Raw genomic sequence first — 16,482 nt, forward strand, 5'->3', positions numbered from 1 at the left:
ACCGGCAGCAGGGCTCAGCCGCCCTGGGTCAGACCCGTGCGCACCTCCTCCTCCGATGTCTCCCGCAGCTCACCGTCCAGCCGCAGCCAGCGCGTCACCCCGAGGGACGCGAGGAAGTTGACGTCGTGGCTGACCACGATCAGCGCCCCCTCGTACGACTCCAGGGCCGTGGTCAGCTGACGGGTGCTCGCCATGTCCAGATTGTTCGTCGGCTCGTCCAGCATCAGCAGCTGCGGGGCGGGCTCGGCGAGCATCAGAGCCGCCAGGGTGGCCCGGAAGCGCTCGCCGCCCGACAGGGTCGCGGTCCGCCGGTCGGCCCGTGACCCCTTGAACAGGAAGCGCGCCAGGCGTGCCCGGACGGCGTTGCCGGTCGCGTCGGGGGCGAACCGCGCCACGTTCTCGGCGACGGTCAGCTCCTCGTCGAGCACGTCGAGCCGCTGGGGCAGGAAGCGCAGCGGCACATGGGCCGTGGCCTCCCCGGAGACGGCCGCCAGCTCTCCGGCGACCGTCCGCAGGAGCGTCGTCTTGCCCGCGCCGTTGCCGCCGGTGAGCGCGACGCGCTCGGGGCCGCGCAGCTCGAAGTCTCCCGCGACGCGCGCCCCGTACCTGAGGTGGAGTTCGCGCAGGGTGAGCACGGTCCGGCCCGGCGGCACCGCGGTGGACGGGAGGTCGACACGGATCTCGTCGTCGTCCCGCACGGCCTCCACGGCCTCGTCGAGCCGCTCCCTCGCCTCGCCGAGCCTGCCCTCGTGCAGGAGGCGGTGCTTGCCTGCGGAGACCTGGGCCTGCCGCTTGCGCTCACCCATGACGATCTTGGGCTCGCGCTTGGAGTCCGCCATCTTCTGCCCGTAGCGCTTGCGGCGGGCCAGTTTGACCTGGGCGTCGGCCAGTTCGCGCTTCTGCTTGCGCAGATCGGACTCGGCGGCCCGCACCAGGCGCTCGGCCGCCTCCTGCTCGGCGGCGAGCGCCTCTTCGTACGCGGAGAACGTGCCGCCGTACCAGGTGATCCCGCCCGCCCGCAGATCGGCGATCCGGTCGACGCGGTCGAGGAGTTCCCGGTCGTGGCTGACCACGACCATGACGCCCTGCCACGCCTCGACGGCCGCGTACAGGCGGCTCCGCGCCGGCACGTCGAGGTTGTTGGTGGGCTCGTCGAGGAGGAGCACGTCCGGCCGGCGCAACAGCAGCGCGGCCAGGCGCAGCAGGACCGACTCGCCGCCGGAGACCTCGCCGACGGTGCGGTCCAGGCCGATGTGGTCCAGCCCCAGCCCGGCCAGGGTCGCCAGGGTGCGCTCCTCGACGTCCCAGTCGTCGCCGACCGCCGTGAAGTGCTCCTCGCGGACGTCGCCCGCCTCGATGGCGTGCAGCGCGGCGCGGGTGCCGGCGATGCCGAGGACGTCCTCGACGCGGAGCGTGGTGTCGAGAATGAGGTTCTGCGGCAGGTAGCCGATCTCGCCGGCCACGCGCACCGTGCCGCCGGCCGGGGCGAGTTCCTGGGCGATCAGCTTCACCAGGGTGGACTTCCCGGACCCGTTGAGACCGATGAGACCGGTCCTGCCGGGCCCGAACGCGGCCTGGAGGCCGTCGAAGACGGGGGTGCCGTCGGGCCAGGCGAAGGAGAGGGACGAACAGGTGATGCCGGGAGAGGACGCGGGATGCACGGTCATAGGGGCCTCGCGGGGTTGCTGGGGGTGGCCGGGGCAACGTGTTCGAGACACCAGAGGGCGACCACAGAGCGACCGCAGCGGGCGAGGGAAGGAAGAAAACCCTGGACCGGCGGGAGGACGGCTCAACGCGTCGAGGTCGCACACGGAACGCGGCAGCGCGGCATTGGTGGCACGGCTGCGTGGCGCGGTGTCTCAAGACCTCAGACGAGCAACGTCCTACTCCGTTCGACGGCTACAGGGGCGTTGTCCACGGTAGGAAGGCGCCGGTGGGGGTGTCAACGCAATTAATCCGCCGCAGCAGCCCGCCACGGCAGTCGGGTACGGAAAGCCCGCCGCGGAGATCGGCTGGAGCGGAGATCGGCTAGAGCCTCGACGCCTTCAGGGCCATGTGCAGGAGCAGCCGTCCCTCGCCCTCGTCCAGGTCGAGGCCCGTCAGCTGCTCCACGCGGGACAGGCGGTAGTAGAGGGTCTGGCGGTGGATGCCCAGGGCCGCGGCCGTCCGGCCGGCCTGGCCGGCGCAGTCGAGGAAGACCTCGGCGGTCCGCGCCAGCTCGGTGTGGGCGGGCGCCAGCAGCGGCACCACGCAGGCGTCCGCCGCGGCCCCCTGCGGCAGCGCGGCCAGCAGCCGGTACGGGCCGATGGCCGCCCACTCCGCCACCGGGCCCAGCCGGGCCTCCGCACCGGCCGCCCGCGCCGCGGCCAGGGCCTCGTGCCAGGCGGCCGGCAGGTCGGCCAGGCCCCGGCGGGGCGAGCCCAGCCCGGCCGTGGCGGGCCCGGCCGGGCCCGCCCCCGCCGGGCCGCCCGCGCGCGGCGAGCGCAGCAGCCGGTCGGCGGCCGTCCGGGCGGGGGCCACGGACGTCGCCGCCCGCAGCCGGATCAGCGCGGCGAGCGCGGCCGAGCCGTCGGGCAGCGCGTCCGGGACCGCGCACAGCGCCGCCACCCCCGACTGCGCGGCGAGCGCCGAACCCGTCCCGTCCGCCGCCGGCTGTTCCGCGTCCGGGCCCTCGGAGTCGGCCGCCGCGCGCCACGGCGTCACCGCGACCACCGCCAGCGGGCCCTCCGCCGCCGAGCCCAGCGCGTCCCGCAGCGCCGCGCGCGCCGCGTCCCGCCCGGCCGGCCGGCCGGCCAGCAGCTCCCGCAGCAGCTCGCCCAGCTCGGCGCCCGCGCGGGCCTCGGCGGCCAGCAGGGCCCCGATGCGGGCGGCGGTCTCCATGGCCTGCGCCAGCCCGGGGTCCGCGAACGGCACACTCAGATCGAGTCCCGCCAGCCGCTCGTCGTCCAGCAGCCACACATAGCCGTGCACGACACCCCGATGGCGTACCGGCAGACAGATGCGGCCCTTGAACACCCCCGCCGCCGGGTCCGGCGGGATCCGCAGCGGCGCCTGCGCCCGGGCGATGCCGAACGCCTCGAACCAGGCCCGGACGGCCGCGGTCGACCGCCGCTGGAGGATCGACCGGGTGCGCACCGGGTCCATCGTCAGCTCCAGGTCGTCGTCCCCGTCGTGGGCGCCGAACGCGATCAGCGCGAAGTCCCGGTCCTCCAGGGTCGCGGGGGCGCCCAGGGCCGCCGAGATCTCGTCCACGAGCTGCTGGTAGTCGCCTCGCATCGCCGCGCCGCGCTCCTTCCCCGGTCCGGTTCTCCCCGTCTTTCCCCGCCGCCTCGCCACGCCGGGAAAACCATTGTCATACATCTGTCTGAGATCCCGGCCACGGATGCGTGACAGCTGTCGATGGCAGAGGGCCGGGGCGATCTCTAGGTTTCACGATGAGTCACTTATGCCGTTTCCCGCAGGGGACCGGCCGTCATCGTGGAGGTGCCCCGTGCTGGGTCCCGTGATCCTCGCTGCGTCGCGCAGCGACAAAATGCGCCGTTTCGTCTCGGCCGCCCCGGGCACCAAGCAGGTCGTCGACCGCTTCATCGCGGGCGAGACCGTCGACCAGGTCGTCCCCATCGTGGTGGACGCCACGTCCGGCGGCCTGGAGGTCACCCTGGACGTGGTGGGCGAGGACATCACCACCGTCGAGCAGTCGTACGCCGCGCGCGACGCCTACCTGGAGCTCGTCGAGCGCCTCAAGGGACTCGGCCTGGGCGAGCGGGCCGAGATGTCCGTCAAGCTCTCCATGTTCGGCCAGTCCCTGGAGGGCGGCCACGAGCTGGCCCTCGCCAACATCCGCCCGGTCGTCGAGGCCGCCGCCGCCATCGGCACCACCGTCACCCTCGACGCCGAGGACCACACCACCCTCGACTCGATGTTCGCCATCCACGAGGAACTGCGGAAGGACTTCCCGCAGACCGGCTGCGTCATCCAGGCGTACCTCTTCCGCACCGAGGACGACGCCCGCCGCCTGGCCGCCGCCGGCAGCCGGGTGCGTATCGTGAAGGGTGCGTACAAGGAGCCGGGCTCCGTCGCGTACCTGGACAAGGCCGAGATCGACAAGGCGTTCGTCCGCATCGTCAAGATCCTGATGGCGGGCGACGGCTACCCGATGATCGGCTCCCACGACCCGCGCCTGATCGCCATCTCGCAGGAGCTGGCCCGGCAGGCGGGGCGCAAACTGGACGAGTACGAGTTCCAGATGCTCTACGGCATCCGCAGCGACGAGCACGTCCGCCTGGCCGCCGAAGGGCACCGGATGCGCGTGTACACGGCGTACGGGACCGACTGGTACGGCTACTTCATGCGCCGCCTGGCCGAGAAGCCGGCGAACCTGCTGTTCTTCGCCCGCTCCATCCTCACCAAGGGCTGAGCCCCAGACCACCCCCTAGCCCCGAAGGAGATACGGAAACCATGGACGCCGTAACCCAGGTCCCCGCCCCGGTCAACGAGCCGGTGCACAGCTACGCCCCCGGTTCCCCGGAGCGCGCCCGCCTCGAGGCCAAGCTCAAGGAGCTGGCCGGCAACCCCGTCGACCTGCCGATGACCATCAACGGTGAGAAGCGGATGGGCGGCGGCGAGCCGTTCCAGGTCGTGCAGCCGCACAACCACGCCGCCGTCATCGGCACCTTCCGCCACGCCACCACCCAGGACGCCCAGGACGCGGTCGACGCCGCCCTGGCCGCCGCCCCGGCGTGGCGCGCCATGTCCTTCGACGACCGCGCCGCGATCATCCTGCGCGCCGCCGAGCTGCTGGCCGGCCCCTGGCGCGAGACGCTGGCCGCCTCCACCATGCTGGGCCAGTCCAAGACCGCCCAGCAGGCCGAGATCGACACCCCGTGCGAGCTCGTCGACTTCTGGCGCTTCAACGTGCACTTCGCGCGCCAGATCCTCGCCGAGCAGCCCGTCGCCAACTCCGCCGGCGTGTGGAACCGCAGCGACCACCGGCCGCTGGAGGGCTTCGTCTATGCGATCACGCCCTTCAACTTCACCGCCATCGCCGGCAACCTCCCGACCGCCCCGGCCCTCATGGGCAACGTGGTCGTCTGGAAGCCGTCCCCCACGCAGACCCACTCCGCCGTGCTGCTCATGCAGCTCCTGGAGGAGGCCGGCCTGCCCAAGGGCGTCATCAACCTGGTGACCGGCGACGGCCTCGCCGTCTCCGAGGTGGCCCTGAACCACCCCGAGCTGGCCGGCATCCACTTCACCGGCTCGACCAAGACCTTCCAGTACCTGTGGAAGACGGTCGGCAACAACATCGAGAAGTACAAGTCCTACCCGCGCCTGGTCGGCGAGACCGGCGGCAAGGACTTCGTCGTCGCCCACCCGAGCGCCGACCCGGCGATCCTGAAGACCGCCCTGACCCGCGGCTCCTTCGAGTTCCAGGGCCAGAAGTGCTCGGCCTCCTCCCGCGCCTACATCCCGCGCTCGCTGTGGGAGAACGGCTTCAAGGAGGACTTCGCGGCCGAGGTCGACGGCATTGCCATGGGTGACGTCACCGACCTGTCGAACTTCATCGGCGCCGTCATCGACGAGCGGTCCTTCGCGAAGAACAAGGCCGCGATCGACCGCGCCAAGTCCGACCCGAGCTGCACGATCGTCGCGGGCGGCACGTACGACGACTCGGTCGGCTACTTCGTCCGCCCGACCGTCATCGAGTGCACGGACCCGGCGAACGAGGTCTTCACGACCGAGTACTTCGGCCCGATCCTCGCCGTCCACGTCTACGAGGACGCCGACTTCGACGCGATGCTGGCCCAGATGGAGTCCGTCTCGGCGTACGCGCTGACCGGCTCGGTCATCGCCCAGGACCGCTACGCGGCCGCCGACGCGATGGAGAAGCTCCGCTTCGCCGCGGGCAACTTCTACATCAATGACAAGTCGACCGGCGCCGTCGTCGGCCAGCAGCCGTTCGGTGGTGGCCGCGCGTCGGGCACCAACGACAAGGCCGGGGCCGCGTCCAACCTGATGCGCTGGACCTCGACCCGCTCCATCAAGGAGACGCTGGTCCCGCCGACCGAGTACGGCTACCCGCACATGGGCTGACCAGCCCTTTTGTGTAAGTCCCGCCCCCGACCGGCTCTCGCCGGCCGGGGGCGGCGCCGTGTGCCGGGCCCTTTCCGGGCCCGGCACAGGTGTTACAGACCGCCGCAGTAGGGCGGGATGATGTTCTTGTGGGCCACCCAGCCGGTGGTGCCCTTGGGCAGGCCGCCCCGGCTCTTGGCCTTCAGGACGACGCGGTCCCAGCCACCGGACTTGCCGGTGATGCGGATCGGGTCCTTGAAGTACAGCTGGCCCTTGACGGCGCTCGACGTGCTCGCCTTGGCGCGCAGCCGGGTGCCGTCGGTGTAGATCATCGCGTTGTCGGCGTTGCAGACCTTGGCGGCAGCCTGCGCCGGGGCGGCCACGACGGCGGTGCCGCCGATGAGCGCGGCCGTGGTGAGCGTGAGGGATACGAGGGATACGCGGGATATTCGGCGCACGGAAGCGTCCTTCGGTGTTCGGGTCAAGCGAGGTTTCGGACAAGATCGCGGCGTAGCCGCGGCGATCACCTTAGAGGGCCGGGCATGGAGGTCTTGTGGAGAGGTTGTCACGCCCCTGTCACGACTTCGGGCGCGTCAGCGCCAGCCGGTGACGATCAGCGCCAGGCCGGCGGTGAAGCCGCCGCCCAGCAGGACGAGGTACACCGGGTAGAGCCGGCGCAGCCGCCCGGCCGAGACCGCGAAGGCGGCGAAGCCGAGCCCCACGGTCAGGGTGCGGACGGACCGGGCCCGGGCCGCGGCGCCCAGGAAGTCCCCGGGCGGGGTTCCGGTGCGGCCTGCCGCTGCCGCGTAGACCTTGAACGGCACCCCGTTCCACGGCTGGTGCCGCACGGCCCCGGCCCCTTCCGCGACGAGCTGACGGGTGGCCTCGGCGTGCATCCGCTCCGTCGTCAGCGGTGCCGGCAGACGCACGCCGGACGCGGCGAGGTGCACCGCGAGCAGCCCGCCCGCGAGGGTTCCGGCGAGCGCGGCCAGCGAGAGCCGCAGGGCCGCGCGGGGTGCGGCGACACAGGCGACGGCGAGGAAGAGCTCCGGCATCAACGGCCAGCTGAGCGCTTCCGCGCCCGCCCACCCGAAGGCCAGCGCCGGTCCGCGGCGGGACGCGACGAGGGCGGCGGTGCGGCGGCGCAGGGGGGAGTCGGGGGTGGAGGTGGGGGTGAGGGCCGTGGTGGCCGCGGGGGCGGTCATCGGTCGGCCCGGGCGGTCAGTTCCGCCACCGCCGCGCGCGCCCGCTCAGGGGTGACCGTGCCGTACAGCGGCCGCCCGACGCGGACCCGGACGGCCGCCGGGCGCAGGCGGCCGTGCTTGGGCAGCAGCCGGTCGGTGCCGGAGATCCCGACGGGTACGACCGGCACCCCGGCCCGCTCGGCGAGCAACAGCGCGCCCCGGTGGAACGCGCCCACTCCGCCGTCGCCCCGCTCGCTCGCCCGGGTGCCCTCCGGGAAGAGGACCACGGCCCGGCCGGCCCGCAACTCACCGGCTGTCGCCAGCAGGTCGGCCGTGCCGCCGCCGGTGCGTCGCACGGGGAATCCCGCCGCGAGGTGCCGGCAGATCCGGGCCCGCCGGGGCGTGGCGAACCAGTAGTCGGCGGCGGCCCCGATCAGCGGCGCGTGCCGGGCGTCGAGTGCGGCGAGGAGGGCGGCGGTGTCGGCGTGCGAGGAGTGGTTGGCGACGACGACGCACCCGCCTTCCGGGAGCCGGCCGCGCCGGGAGATGCCGCCGGTGAGGGTGAGCGCGGTGCACCACAGTGCGCGGCGGAGCCAGGCGGTGAGGAGGGTGGTTCGGCGGGTGGCTGCCTGGCCGGGGCCTTTCTCGCTGTGTGCGGCGTCGAGCGTGGCGTATCGCAGTGTGTGGCGGAGCCTCGCGGTGGGGGTGGTGGTTGGGCGGGTGGTTGCCTGGTGGGAGTTCCACGCGGTGAGTGCGGGGTTGGGCGTGGAGTACCGCAGTGCGCGGCGGAGCTGGGCTGTGAGGGCGGCGGTTCGGCGGGTGGCTGCCTGGCCGGGGCCTTTCTCGCTGCGTGCGGCGTCGAGCATGGTGCACCGCAGTGCGCGGCGGAGCCGGGCGGTGAGGAGGAGGGTCGGCCGGGTGGTCGCCTCGCCGGGGTTGGGGTCCCTCTCGCCGCGTGCGGCGTCGCGCTTGCCGCCTTTGCCGAGCGGGTCGCGATCTCGGCGGTCCGAGCGGCCGTCGCGCGGTGCCGGGAGGGCGTCCCCTGGGCGCCCGTGCCGGACGGCCGTCCGCCGCGCGGCGGACCGGTCGCGCCGCCGGGCGGCGGCAGGGGTGCCCCCGGTCGCCACCAGGGTTCGGGCGTCGGTCGCGGTCGGCGGGAAGACGCCCGGCGCCAAACCCGGCGTGCGCTGCCGCAGCGCGCTCCCGAGCCGCGCCCGCAGCGCACCGGAGCGCAGGCCGCGCCGGGAGGGCGGGCCGGTGCGCCGCCGGTGGGCGCGGGCTCGTACGCCGCGGCGCCAGGTCCGGACCGGGGTCCGCGGGGACCGGGCGGAGCCGGGAAGTCCGTTCGTCACAGCGTCACCACCATCGCCAGCAGCAGGGCCACCAGCAGGGAGTCGATCCGGTCGAGGAGGCCGCCGAAGCCCGGCAGCCAGGTGCCCGCGTCCTTGACGCCGGCCTCCCGTTTGACCATGGATTCGAGCAGGTCGCCGAAGACGCAGCCGCACAGCACCGCCGCCCACAGCGTGACGGTGAACCCGCCGGCCGCCTCCAGGCCCAGGGCCACGCCGATGCCCGCGCCGAGCACCCCGGCCCAGGTCTTGTTGGGGGAGAGCGGGGACAGCGGGTGGGCGAGGGCGCCGCCCATCCGGGCCAGCAGCGTGCCCCCGCACCAGGCGCCGATGTCACCGAAGGCGACGGCCACGCCGACGGCGACCACCGTGTCCACCAGCGTCACGAGCCCGGTCAGGGCGACGGGGATCCACAGCAGCCCGAACACCGTGCGCGCGGCCCGCTCGCCGCCCCGGGCGGTGTCGCCGGACAGCAGCGCGGGCAGCGCGCCCGCCAGGAGCAGCAGGGCGACGAACCGCAGGTCGAAGAGGCGCGGTGCCGCGTGCGAGAGGATTCCCAGCAGCGGGACCAGCACGGCCGCGGCGCCCAGCACCGCCCGCTCGCCCCGCTCCAGGCGGACCATCCGCGCGTACTCGGCGACCGCGACCGTTCCCAGCACCAGGGCCAGCAGCGCCCCGCCGAAGGGGCCCAGGCACATCGCGCCCAGGAACAGCGGTGCCGCCACGGCCCAGGTGCACCAGCGGCGCCGCAGCTCGCGGCGCGTTCGCACGCGCGCAGGGAGGGCCGCCACGGCCACCCCACCGGCGAGGAGCGCCCCGGCGACCACGGGCACGACGCGGGTGAGCACGTCCTCGTTGGCTATGTACGCGTTCACCGGGCCACACCCAACTCACGCCACAGCAGACCCAGCCGGAACAGGGCTGTCAGCGCCGAGCCCACCGCGACAACGATCAGCACCGGCACGGCCCAGCCCGTCGCCGCCGCCACGACCGCCAGCAGGCACCGCTCGGTCTTGCCCACCGGGCCGCCGTTGCGCCGGGCGGCACCGGCCGCCGCGCCCGCGAGCGACACCCAGGAGGGCAGGGTCGCGGCGAGCGCGGCCGCGGCCACGAGCCACAGCGGGGCGAGCGGCAGGAAGCCCGCGATGACGAGCAGGTCAGCGGTGCGGTCGCCGAGTTCGTTGAGCACCGAGCCCCGGCGGGTGGTCCGGCCGGTGTCGCGGGCGAGGGCGCCGTCGAGGTTGGCGAAGGCGAGACGGGCCGCGAGGAGCAGCGCCACAGGGGCGGCCGCCAGGGGCGCGGGCAGCAGCGCGAGTGCCGCTCCCGCGCCGGCCGCGCTGAGCACGCCGGCGGCGGTCAGGGTGTCCGGGGACACTCCGCGCCGGGCGAGCGCGGCGCGCAGCCCGCCGAGGCGGGCCGCGTACCAGGGCTTGAGTGCGTACAGGCCGTTCATGGCCCTTACTGTCGCCGACCGGTGGGCGCCCCGGATCGGCGCGGGTACTCAAGCCCGCTACTCAGATCGATCTCGTGTGCGATGAGTAGGCGGGCGGGCCCGTGCCGGACAGCCGGGCTCGTCTCAGATAGTAGGAAGACCGAGTAATCGTGCAGACAGCGCGGCCCGCCTGTCCTAGCGTGGAAGCAGCCGAACGTTCCGCTCCATCGAGCGGCAGCGGTTGCGGCCCGGTGCGCGAGCGCAGGTGATCCCTGCGGCATCCCGGGCCCCCGCCCCTTCCCTCCGGCACTTCCGACCTTCTCGGAGCTCTTTCAAGAGGAGACGTGACCCTCATGGCCGACACCGCTGTCCGCAGGACCCGCCGCACCGCCCGCAGGGCCGACGCCATTGACCGCAAGGCCGACCGGGTGAACGCCGCTGCCGCGCTCCAGCGCGCCCTGGACCGCCGCGACAACGGCGGCGCCACCGGTCACTGACCGGCCGGCGGCGCGCGGCGCCCCGGAGTGCCGCACCGCCCGCCCCGGGCCGTCACCCGCGGCCCGGGGCGGCGACGCGACTCCCCCTGGGACCCGGCCCGTCCCGCACCCGGTCGTCCGTATCGTGGACAGTGCGTGTCAACCAGCGGGACGGGGGAGTACGGTCCCGGTATGTCTCGCAGCATGCGCCTCGCAGTGATCCCCGGTGACGGAATCGGCCGGGAAGTCGTAGCCCAGGGCCTCAAGGTCCTGACGGCCGTCCTCCCTTCGGAGGTGAAGCTGGAGACCGAGGAGTACGACCTCGGTGCCCGGCGCTGGCACGCCACGGGCGAAACCCTGCCCGAAGCGGAACTGGAAGCCCTCAAGGGGCACGACGCGATCCTGCTCGGCGCGATCGGCGACCCCTCGGTGCCGTCCGGGGTGCTGGAGCGCGGGCTGCTGCTCAAGCTGCGCTTCGCCTTCGACCACTATGTGAACCTGCGGCCGTCGAAGCTGCTCCCCAACACCGCCACCCCGCTCGCCGGCCGGCCGGACATCGACTTCGTCGTCGTCCGCGAGGGCACCGAGGGCCCCTACGTCGGCAACGGCGGCAGCCTGCGCACCGGCACCCCCGCCGAGGTCGCCACCGAGGTCAGCCTCAACACCGCCTACGGCGTGGAGCGCGTGGTCCGGGACGCCTACGAGCGGGCTCAGGCCCGGCCGCGCAAGAAGCTGACCCTCGTCCACAAGAACAACGTCCTCGTCCACGCCGGCCACCTGTGGAAGAACATCTTCGACCGCGTCGGCCGCGAGTACCCCGAGGTCACCACCGACTACCTGCACGTCGACGCCGCGACGATCTTCTTCGTCACCCAGCCGGAGCGCTTCGACGTGATCGTCACCGACAACCTCTTCGGTGACATCCTCACCGACCTCGCCGCCGCCGTCACCGGCGGCATCGGGCTCGCCGCGTCGGGGAACATCAATCCCAGCGGCGCCTTCCCGTCGATGTTCGAGCCCGTCCACGGCTCGGCGCCCGACATCGCCGGCACCGGCAAGGCCGACCCGACGGCCACGGTCCTGTCCGTGGCCCTGCTGCTGCGCCATCTCGGCCACGAGGCGGAGGCGGCCCGCGTCGAGACCGCCGTGGCCGAGGACCTGGCCGCGCGCGACGGATCTCCCCGCACGACGGACGAGATCGGTGACGCCCTCGCCCTGCGGGTAACCGGCTGACCCAGCCGCTGTGCTTGCGCGCGGTGGGATGCGACCATCGATCCGGGCCGCGCGCACGCTTTTCGTCCACGGCCCCACGCGAGCGATAATCGAACGTGGGGCCGCGGTATGAGGGGAAGCTCGGCCGTCCTAGCGCTGATCAGGACGGAGCGGGTTCGCGGTCCGCCACACACAAAGGTGAAGGACACGCACTCATGACGACGCCCACGATCGAGCTCAAGCCCTCCTCGCACCCGCTGTCGGACGCGGAGCGCGAGCAGATCCTGGCCAGCCCCGGCTTCGGCCGCCACTTCACCGACCACATGGTGACCATCAAGTGGACCGAAGGCCTCGGCTGGCACGAAGCCCAGCTCGTTCCGTACGCGCCGCTGTCGATCGACCCGGCGAACATGACGCTGCACTACGCGCAGACGATCTTCGAGGGTGCCAAGGCGTACCGCCAGCCCGACGGCTCGGTCGCCATCTTCCGCCCGGACGAGAACGCCAAGCGCTTCCAGGCGTCCGCGCGCCGGCTGGCCATGCCCGAACTGCCGGTCGAGACCTTCATCGCGGCCTGTGACGCGCTGGTGAAGCAGGACAAGGCGTGGGTGCCCGGCTCCGGCGAAGCCTCCCTGTACCTGCGGCCCTTCATGTTCGCCACCGAGGTCGGCCTGGGTGTGCGCCCGGCCAACGAGTACCTCTTCGTCATCATCGCCTCGCCCGCCGGCGCCTACTTCCCCGGCGGTGTGAAGCCGGTCTCCGTGTGGCTGTGCGAGGAGTACGTGCGCGCCGCCCCCGGCGGCACCGGTGCCGCCAAGGCCGGCGGCAACTACGCCGCCTCCCTCGTCGCCCAGGCGCAGGCCGCCGAGAAGGGCTGCGACCAGGTCGTCTGGCTGGACGCCTATGAGCGCCGCTGGATCGAGGAGATGGGCGGCATGAACCTGTACTTCGTGTACGGGAACCGCATCATGACCCCCGAGCTGACCGGCTCGCTCCTCCCCGGCATCACCCGCGCCTCGCTGATGAGGATCGCCGAGGACCTCGGCTACGAGGTGAGCGAGGGCCGGATCTCCGTGGACGACTGGCGCGACAGCGCCGCCGACGGCACCCTCACCGAGGTCTTCGCCTGCGGCACGGCCGCCGTGATCACCCCCGTCGGCTCGGTGAAGTCCGCCCGCGGCGACTGGGCCGTCGGCGACGGGCGGCCCGGCGAGGTGACGATGAAGCTCCGCAAGGCGCTCCTCGACATCCAGACCGGCGCCGCCGAGGACACCCACGGCTGGATGCACCCGCTGGGCTGAGCCCCGCCGCGACCGAGGAGGCCGCCCCCGGCACACCGCCGGAGGCGGCCTTCCGCCGTATCCGCGCGCATGCGTCTCGGCTCCGCGTGCACGCAACGCACGCAAGTACGCATGATCGTTGTCTCCCGGACCCTTGTCCGAAACACCCTCCCTCCGCCACCGTGATCGACCATGGGACAGCACTGGAAGAAGATCTGGGTCGGCTCGGCCGGCAATATGGTCGAGTGGTTCGACTGGTTCGTCTACGCGAGCTTCGCCACCTACTTCGCCGGCTCCTTCTTCCCCGAGGGGAACGACACCGCCAAGCTCATGAACACCGCGGGGATCTTCGCCGTCGGCTTCTTCATGCGGCCCGTCGGCGGCTGGCTGCTCGGCAGGGTCGGCGACCGCAAGGGGCGCAAGGCGGCGCTCACCCTGACCGTCACCATGATGTCCGCGTCCGCCGTGCTCATCGCCGTCGCCCCGACCTACGCGGTCGCCGGGTACGGGGGCGTCGCCGTCCTGCTCGTCGCCCGCCTGCTGCAAGGGCTCTCCGTCGGCGGTGAGTACGCGGCCAGCGCCACCTACCTCACCGAGGCGTCCGCGCCGGGCCGCCGCGGCTTCGCCTCCAGCTTCCAGTACGTCTCCATGACCGCGGGCCAGATCCTCGGCCTCGGCCTGCAGATCCTGCTGCAGAACACCATGTCCGACGACGCCCTGCACAGCTGGGGCTGGCGCATCCCCTTCGTGGTCGGCGCGCTCGGCGCCGCCGTCATCTTCTACCTGCGGCGCAACATGCTGGAGACCGAGGTCTACGCGGACGTTCAGGGCGAGGACGGCGCCGAGCTGGAGGAGCGGGGCACGATCAAGGCCCTGCTGCGGCACAAGCGGGAGGCGGTCCTCGTCATCGCGCTGACCATGGGCGGGACGGTGGCGTACTACACGTACACCACCTATCTCACCAAGTACCTCTCCAACAGCGCGGGTCTGAGCAAGCAGACCGCGACCCTCGTCAGCTTCTGCGCCCTGACCGTCTTCATGTGCCTGCAGCCCCTCGCGGGCGCGCTCTCCGACCGCATCGGCCGCCGCCCCCTGCTGATCACCTTCGCGGTGGGGTCCACCTTCCTGACCGTGCCGATCATGACGATGCTCAAGCACGCCGGCTCCTTCTGGCCCGCGCTGGGCCTGGCGCTGCTCGCCCTGGTCGTCATCACCGGCTACACCTCCATCAACGCGTGCGTGAAGGCGGAGCTGTTCCCGACGAACGTACGGTCCCTGGGCGTCGCCCTGCCGTACGCCATCGCCAACGCCCTCTTCGGCGGCACGGCGGAATACGTCGCCCTGTGGTTCAAGAACGCCGGCGTCGAATCCGGCTACTACTGGTACGTGGCGGGCTGCGCGGCGGTGTCCCTGATCGTCTACCTGACGATGCGCGAGACGCGGGACATCGACCTGAAGACCGTGGGCGGCGGGGCGAAGCCGGCGCCCGCCGCGCCGGCCGTCGCCGAGCGCGCCTGACACCCGGCTCCGGCCGCCGGGCGGGCCGCTGACCGGCCCGCCCGGCCGCCCGGGGCCGCACTGACCACATCGTGAGACTCGCCCGCACCCCGGCGTGACACCGTGCCAGGATGGCTCCATGCTCTCGCTCGCCACGATTATTGGCAGCAGGCGCGCCGGTCCGCAGTGACCGCCCCGTACCACCCCGTACGGCGCGGACACCGTCGTCCCAGACCCGCGCGCAGACCTCTCGCACCCGCGAGAGGTCTTTTCGTTTCCCGGCACACCTCCCGGAAACGGATCGCGCGCCCTTCTCAGGGGACGGTGGAACTGGTAATTCCGGTAGACCGAGATCCCGACAGGAGTCAGAGCGGCATGACGGACGCAACCGACGGCACCGACGACAGCTTCCACGTCTTCGACACGACGCTGCGCGACGGCGCGCAGCGCGAGGGCATCAACCTCACCGTCGCGGACAAGCTGACCATCGCCCGCCACCTGGACGACTTCGGCGTCGGCTTCATCGAAGGCGGCTGGCCCGGCGCCAACCCCCGGGACACCGAGTTCTTCCAGCGGGCCCGTGAGGAGATCGACTTCCGGCACGCGCAGCTCGTCGCCTTCGGCGCCACCCGCAAGCCGGGCGTGCGGGCCGAGGACGACCCGCAGGTCGCCGCGCTGCTCGCCTCCGGCGCGCCCGTGGTGACGCTCGTCGCCAAATCGCACGACCGGCACGTCGAACTCGCCCTGCGCACCACGCTGGAGGAGAACCTGGCGATGGTCCGGGACACCGTCTCCCACCTGCGGGCGCGCGGGCGCCGGGTCTTCGTCGACTGCGAGCACTTCTTCGACGGGTACGCGGCGAATCCGGACTACGCCCTCCAGGTCGTCCGCGCCGCGCACGAGGCCGGGGCCGACGTCGTCGTCCTCTGCGACACCAACGGCGGCATGCTGCCCGGCCCGCTCGGCACCGTCGTCGCGGGCGTGCTGGCCGCGACCGGCGCGCGCCTGGGCATCCACGCCCAGGACGACACCGGCTGCGCCGTCGCCAACACCCTGGCGGCCGTGGACGCCGGCGCCACCCACGTGCAGTGCACGGCGAACGGCTACGGCGAGCGGGTCGGCAACTCCAACCTCTTCCCCGTCGTCGCCGCCCTGGAGCTCAAGTACGGCCGCAAGGTGCTGCCCGAGGGCGCCCTCGCCGAGATGACCCGGATCTCGCACGCCATCGCGGAGGTCGTCAACCTCACGCCCTCCACCCACCAGCCGTACGTCGGTGTCTCCGCCTTCGCGCACAAGGCCGGGCTGCACGCCTCCGCGATCAAGGTGGACCCGGACCTCTACCAGCACATCGACCCCGAGCGGGTCGGCAACACCATGCGGATGCTCGTCTCCGACATGGCCGGCCGGGCGTCGATCGAGCTCAAGGGCAAGGAGCTGGGCGTCGATCTCGGTGACGACCGCGAGCTGGTCGGCCGGGTCGTCGAGCGGGTCAAGGAGCGGGAGCTGGCGGGCTACACCTACGAGGCCGCCGACGCCTCCTTCGAGCTGCTGTTGCGTCAGGAGGTCGAGGGGCGGGCCCGCCGCTACTACCGCGTCGAGTCCTGGCGCGCGATCGTGGAGGACCGCCCCGACGGGACGCACGCCAACGAGGCGACCGTGAAGCTGTGGGCCAAGGGCGAGCGCATCGTCGCCACCGCGGAGGGCAACGGCCCGGTCAACGCCCTGGACCGGGCGCTGCGGACCGCGCTCGGCCGCATCTACCCCCAGCTGGCCGGGCTGGAGCTCGTCGACTACAAGGTTCGCATCCTGGAGGGCCGGCAGGGCACCGGCTCGACCACCCGGGTCCTGGTCTCGACGAGCGACGGACAGGAGGAGTGGTCCACCGTCGGGGTCGGCGAGAACGTGATCGCCGCGTCCTGGCAGGCCCTGGACGACGCCTTCGCGTACGGGCTGCGGCGCGCGGGGGTCGAGCCGCAGGAGTGA

Annotated in this window: 14 protein-coding genes; 7 read left to right on the forward strand and 7 right to left on the reverse strand. The window is 72.9% G+C overall.

All coding sequences use genetic code 11. From position 1 onward, the window contains the following. Positions 1–14: 14 nt before the first annotated feature. Together ABZ951_RS08880 and ABZ951_RS08885 are read right to left on the reverse strand one after the other, a co-directional pair. Positions 15–1,667, reverse strand: coding sequence for an ATP-binding cassette domain-containing protein (locus ABZ951_RS08880; RefSeq protein WP_344092481.1), 1,653 nt, complete (start codon positions 1,665–1,667; stop codon positions 15–17). 361 nt (positions 1,668–2,028) lie between these two features. Next, positions 2,029–3,276, reverse strand: coding sequence for a helix-turn-helix domain-containing protein (locus ABZ951_RS08885; RefSeq protein WP_361279506.1), 1,248 nt, complete (start codon positions 3,274–3,276; stop codon positions 2,029–2,031). A 214-nt stretch (positions 3,277–3,490) separates the two neighbouring features. On the opposite strand from ABZ951_RS08885, the gene ABZ951_RS08890 reads away from it, so the two are divergent. Both ABZ951_RS08890 and pruA read left to right on the forward strand, forming a co-directional pair. Beyond that, a complete protein-coding gene (locus tag ABZ951_RS08890; RefSeq protein ID WP_344097734.1) occupies positions 3,491–4,417 on the forward strand; it encodes a proline dehydrogenase family protein in 927 nt (308 codons plus the stop codon). A 41-nt stretch (positions 4,418–4,458) separates the two neighbouring features. After that, on the forward strand, positions 4,459–6,090 hold the full coding sequence (gene pruA, locus ABZ951_RS08895; RefSeq protein ID WP_344097737.1) for an L-glutamate gamma-semialdehyde dehydrogenase: 1,632 nt from the start codon (positions 4,459–4,461) through the stop codon (positions 6,088–6,090). Positions 6,091–6,182: 92 nt separating this feature from the next. Here the strand turns inward: pruA and ABZ951_RS08900 are convergent, their stop codons facing one another. The 5 genes from ABZ951_RS08900 to ABZ951_RS08920 all read right to left on the reverse strand — a co-directional run bounded on the left by ABZ951_RS08900 (position 6,183) and on the right by ABZ951_RS08920 (position 10,055). Next, the gene (locus ABZ951_RS08900; protein WP_344097739.1) at positions 6,183–6,527 is read right to left on the reverse strand and encodes an SH3 domain-containing protein; all 345 of its coding nucleotides are present in this window, start codon (positions 6,525–6,527) and stop codon (positions 6,183–6,185) included. Between the two features lie 135 nt (positions 6,528–6,662). Then, positions 6,663–7,274 carry a hypothetical protein gene (locus ABZ951_RS08905; protein WP_344097742.1) on the reverse strand — a complete coding sequence of 204 codons (612 nt, stop codon included), beginning with the start codon at positions 7,272–7,274 and terminating at the stop codon, positions 6,663–6,665. After that, entirely contained in the window at positions 7,271–8,605 is a 1,335-nt protein-coding gene (locus tag ABZ951_RS08910; protein WP_344097744.1) for a lysophospholipid acyltransferase family protein, read from the reverse strand. Before ABZ951_RS08910 ends, ABZ951_RS08905 begins: the two co-directional genes overlap by 4 nt. After that, entirely contained in the window at positions 8,602–9,477 is an 876-nt protein-coding gene (locus ABZ951_RS08915) for a phosphatidate cytidylyltransferase (RefSeq protein ID WP_344097746.1), read from the reverse strand. Before ABZ951_RS08915 ends, ABZ951_RS08910 begins: the two co-directional genes overlap by 4 nt. Further along, complete coding sequence (locus tag ABZ951_RS08920; RefSeq protein ID WP_344097749.1) at positions 9,474–10,055, reverse strand: phosphatidate cytidylyltransferase; 582 nt, start codon at positions 10,053–10,055, stop codon at positions 9,474–9,476. Before ABZ951_RS08920 ends, ABZ951_RS08915 begins: the two co-directional genes overlap by 4 nt. A gap of 332 nt (positions 10,056–10,387) precedes the next feature. On the opposite strand from ABZ951_RS08920, the gene ABZ951_RS08925 reads away from it, so the two are divergent. From ABZ951_RS08925 to cimA, 5 genes are all read left to right on the forward strand, one after another. Then, entirely contained in the window at positions 10,388–10,531 is a 144-nt protein-coding gene (locus ABZ951_RS08925; RefSeq protein ID WP_344097751.1) for a hypothetical protein, read from the forward strand. A gap of 171 nt (positions 10,532–10,702) precedes the next feature. Then, positions 10,703–11,743 carry a 3-isopropylmalate dehydrogenase gene (locus tag ABZ951_RS08930; RefSeq protein WP_344097753.1) on the forward strand — a complete coding sequence of 347 codons (1,041 nt, stop codon included), beginning with the start codon at positions 10,703–10,705 and terminating at the stop codon, positions 11,741–11,743. 194 nt (positions 11,744–11,937) lie between these two features. Continuing rightward, on the forward strand, positions 11,938–13,023 hold the full coding sequence (locus ABZ951_RS08935; protein ID WP_344097755.1) for a branched-chain amino acid aminotransferase: 1,086 nt from the start codon (positions 11,938–11,940) through the stop codon (positions 13,021–13,023). 171 nt (positions 13,024–13,194) lie between these two features. After that, on the forward strand, positions 13,195–14,520 hold the full coding sequence (locus tag ABZ951_RS08940) for an MFS transporter (RefSeq protein ID WP_344097757.1): 1,326 nt from the start codon (positions 13,195–13,197) through the stop codon (positions 14,518–14,520). A 354-nt stretch (positions 14,521–14,874) separates the two neighbouring features. Continuing rightward, positions 14,875–16,482, forward strand: a complete 1,608-nt coding sequence (gene cimA / locus ABZ951_RS08945; RefSeq protein WP_344097127.1) for a citramalate synthase — start codon at positions 14,875–14,877, stop codon at positions 16,480–16,482.

This window comes from Streptomyces sp. NPDC046215, from assembly GCF_040646215.1.
Lineage (GTDB): Bacteria > Actinomycetota > Actinomycetes > Streptomycetales > Streptomycetaceae > Streptomyces > Streptomyces stramineus.

Bases quoted from the DNA above. Each gene is read 5' to 3' on its own strand.
- ABZ951_RS08925 (WP_344097751.1), top strand. From the start codon at position 10,388: ATGGCCGACACCGCTGTCCGCAGGACCCGCCGCACCGCCCGCAGGGCC.
- ABZ951_RS08920 (WP_344097749.1), bottom strand. From the start codon at position 10,055: ATGAACGGCCTGTACGCACTCAAGCCCTGGTACGCGGCCCGCCTCGGC.
- ABZ951_RS08940 (WP_344097757.1), top strand. From the start codon at position 13,195: ATGGGACAGCACTGGAAGAAGATCTGGGTCGGCTCGGCCGGCAATATG.
- ABZ951_RS08930 (WP_344097753.1), top strand. From the start codon at position 10,703: ATGTCTCGCAGCATGCGCCTCGCAGTGATCCCCGGTGACGGAATCGGC.
- ABZ951_RS08935 (WP_344097755.1), top strand. From the start codon at position 11,938: ATGACGACGCCCACGATCGAGCTCAAGCCCTCCTCGCACCCGCTGTCG.
- cimA (WP_344097127.1), top strand. From the start codon at position 14,875: ATGACGGACGCAACCGACGGCACCGACGACAGCTTCCACGTCTTCGAC.
- ABZ951_RS08885 (WP_361279506.1), bottom strand. From the start codon at position 3,276: ATGCGAGGCGACTACCAGCAGCTCGTGGACGAGATCTCGGCGGCCCTG.
- pruA (WP_344097737.1), top strand. From the start codon at position 4,459: ATGGACGCCGTAACCCAGGTCCCCGCCCCGGTCAACGAGCCGGTGCAC.
- ABZ951_RS08880 (WP_344092481.1), bottom strand. From the start codon at position 1,667: ATGACCGTGCATCCCGCGTCCTCTCCCGGCATCACCTGTTCGTCCCTC.
- ABZ951_RS08905 (WP_344097742.1), bottom strand. From the start codon at position 7,274: ATGACCGCCCCCGCGGCCACCACGGCCCTCACCCCCACCTCCACCCCC.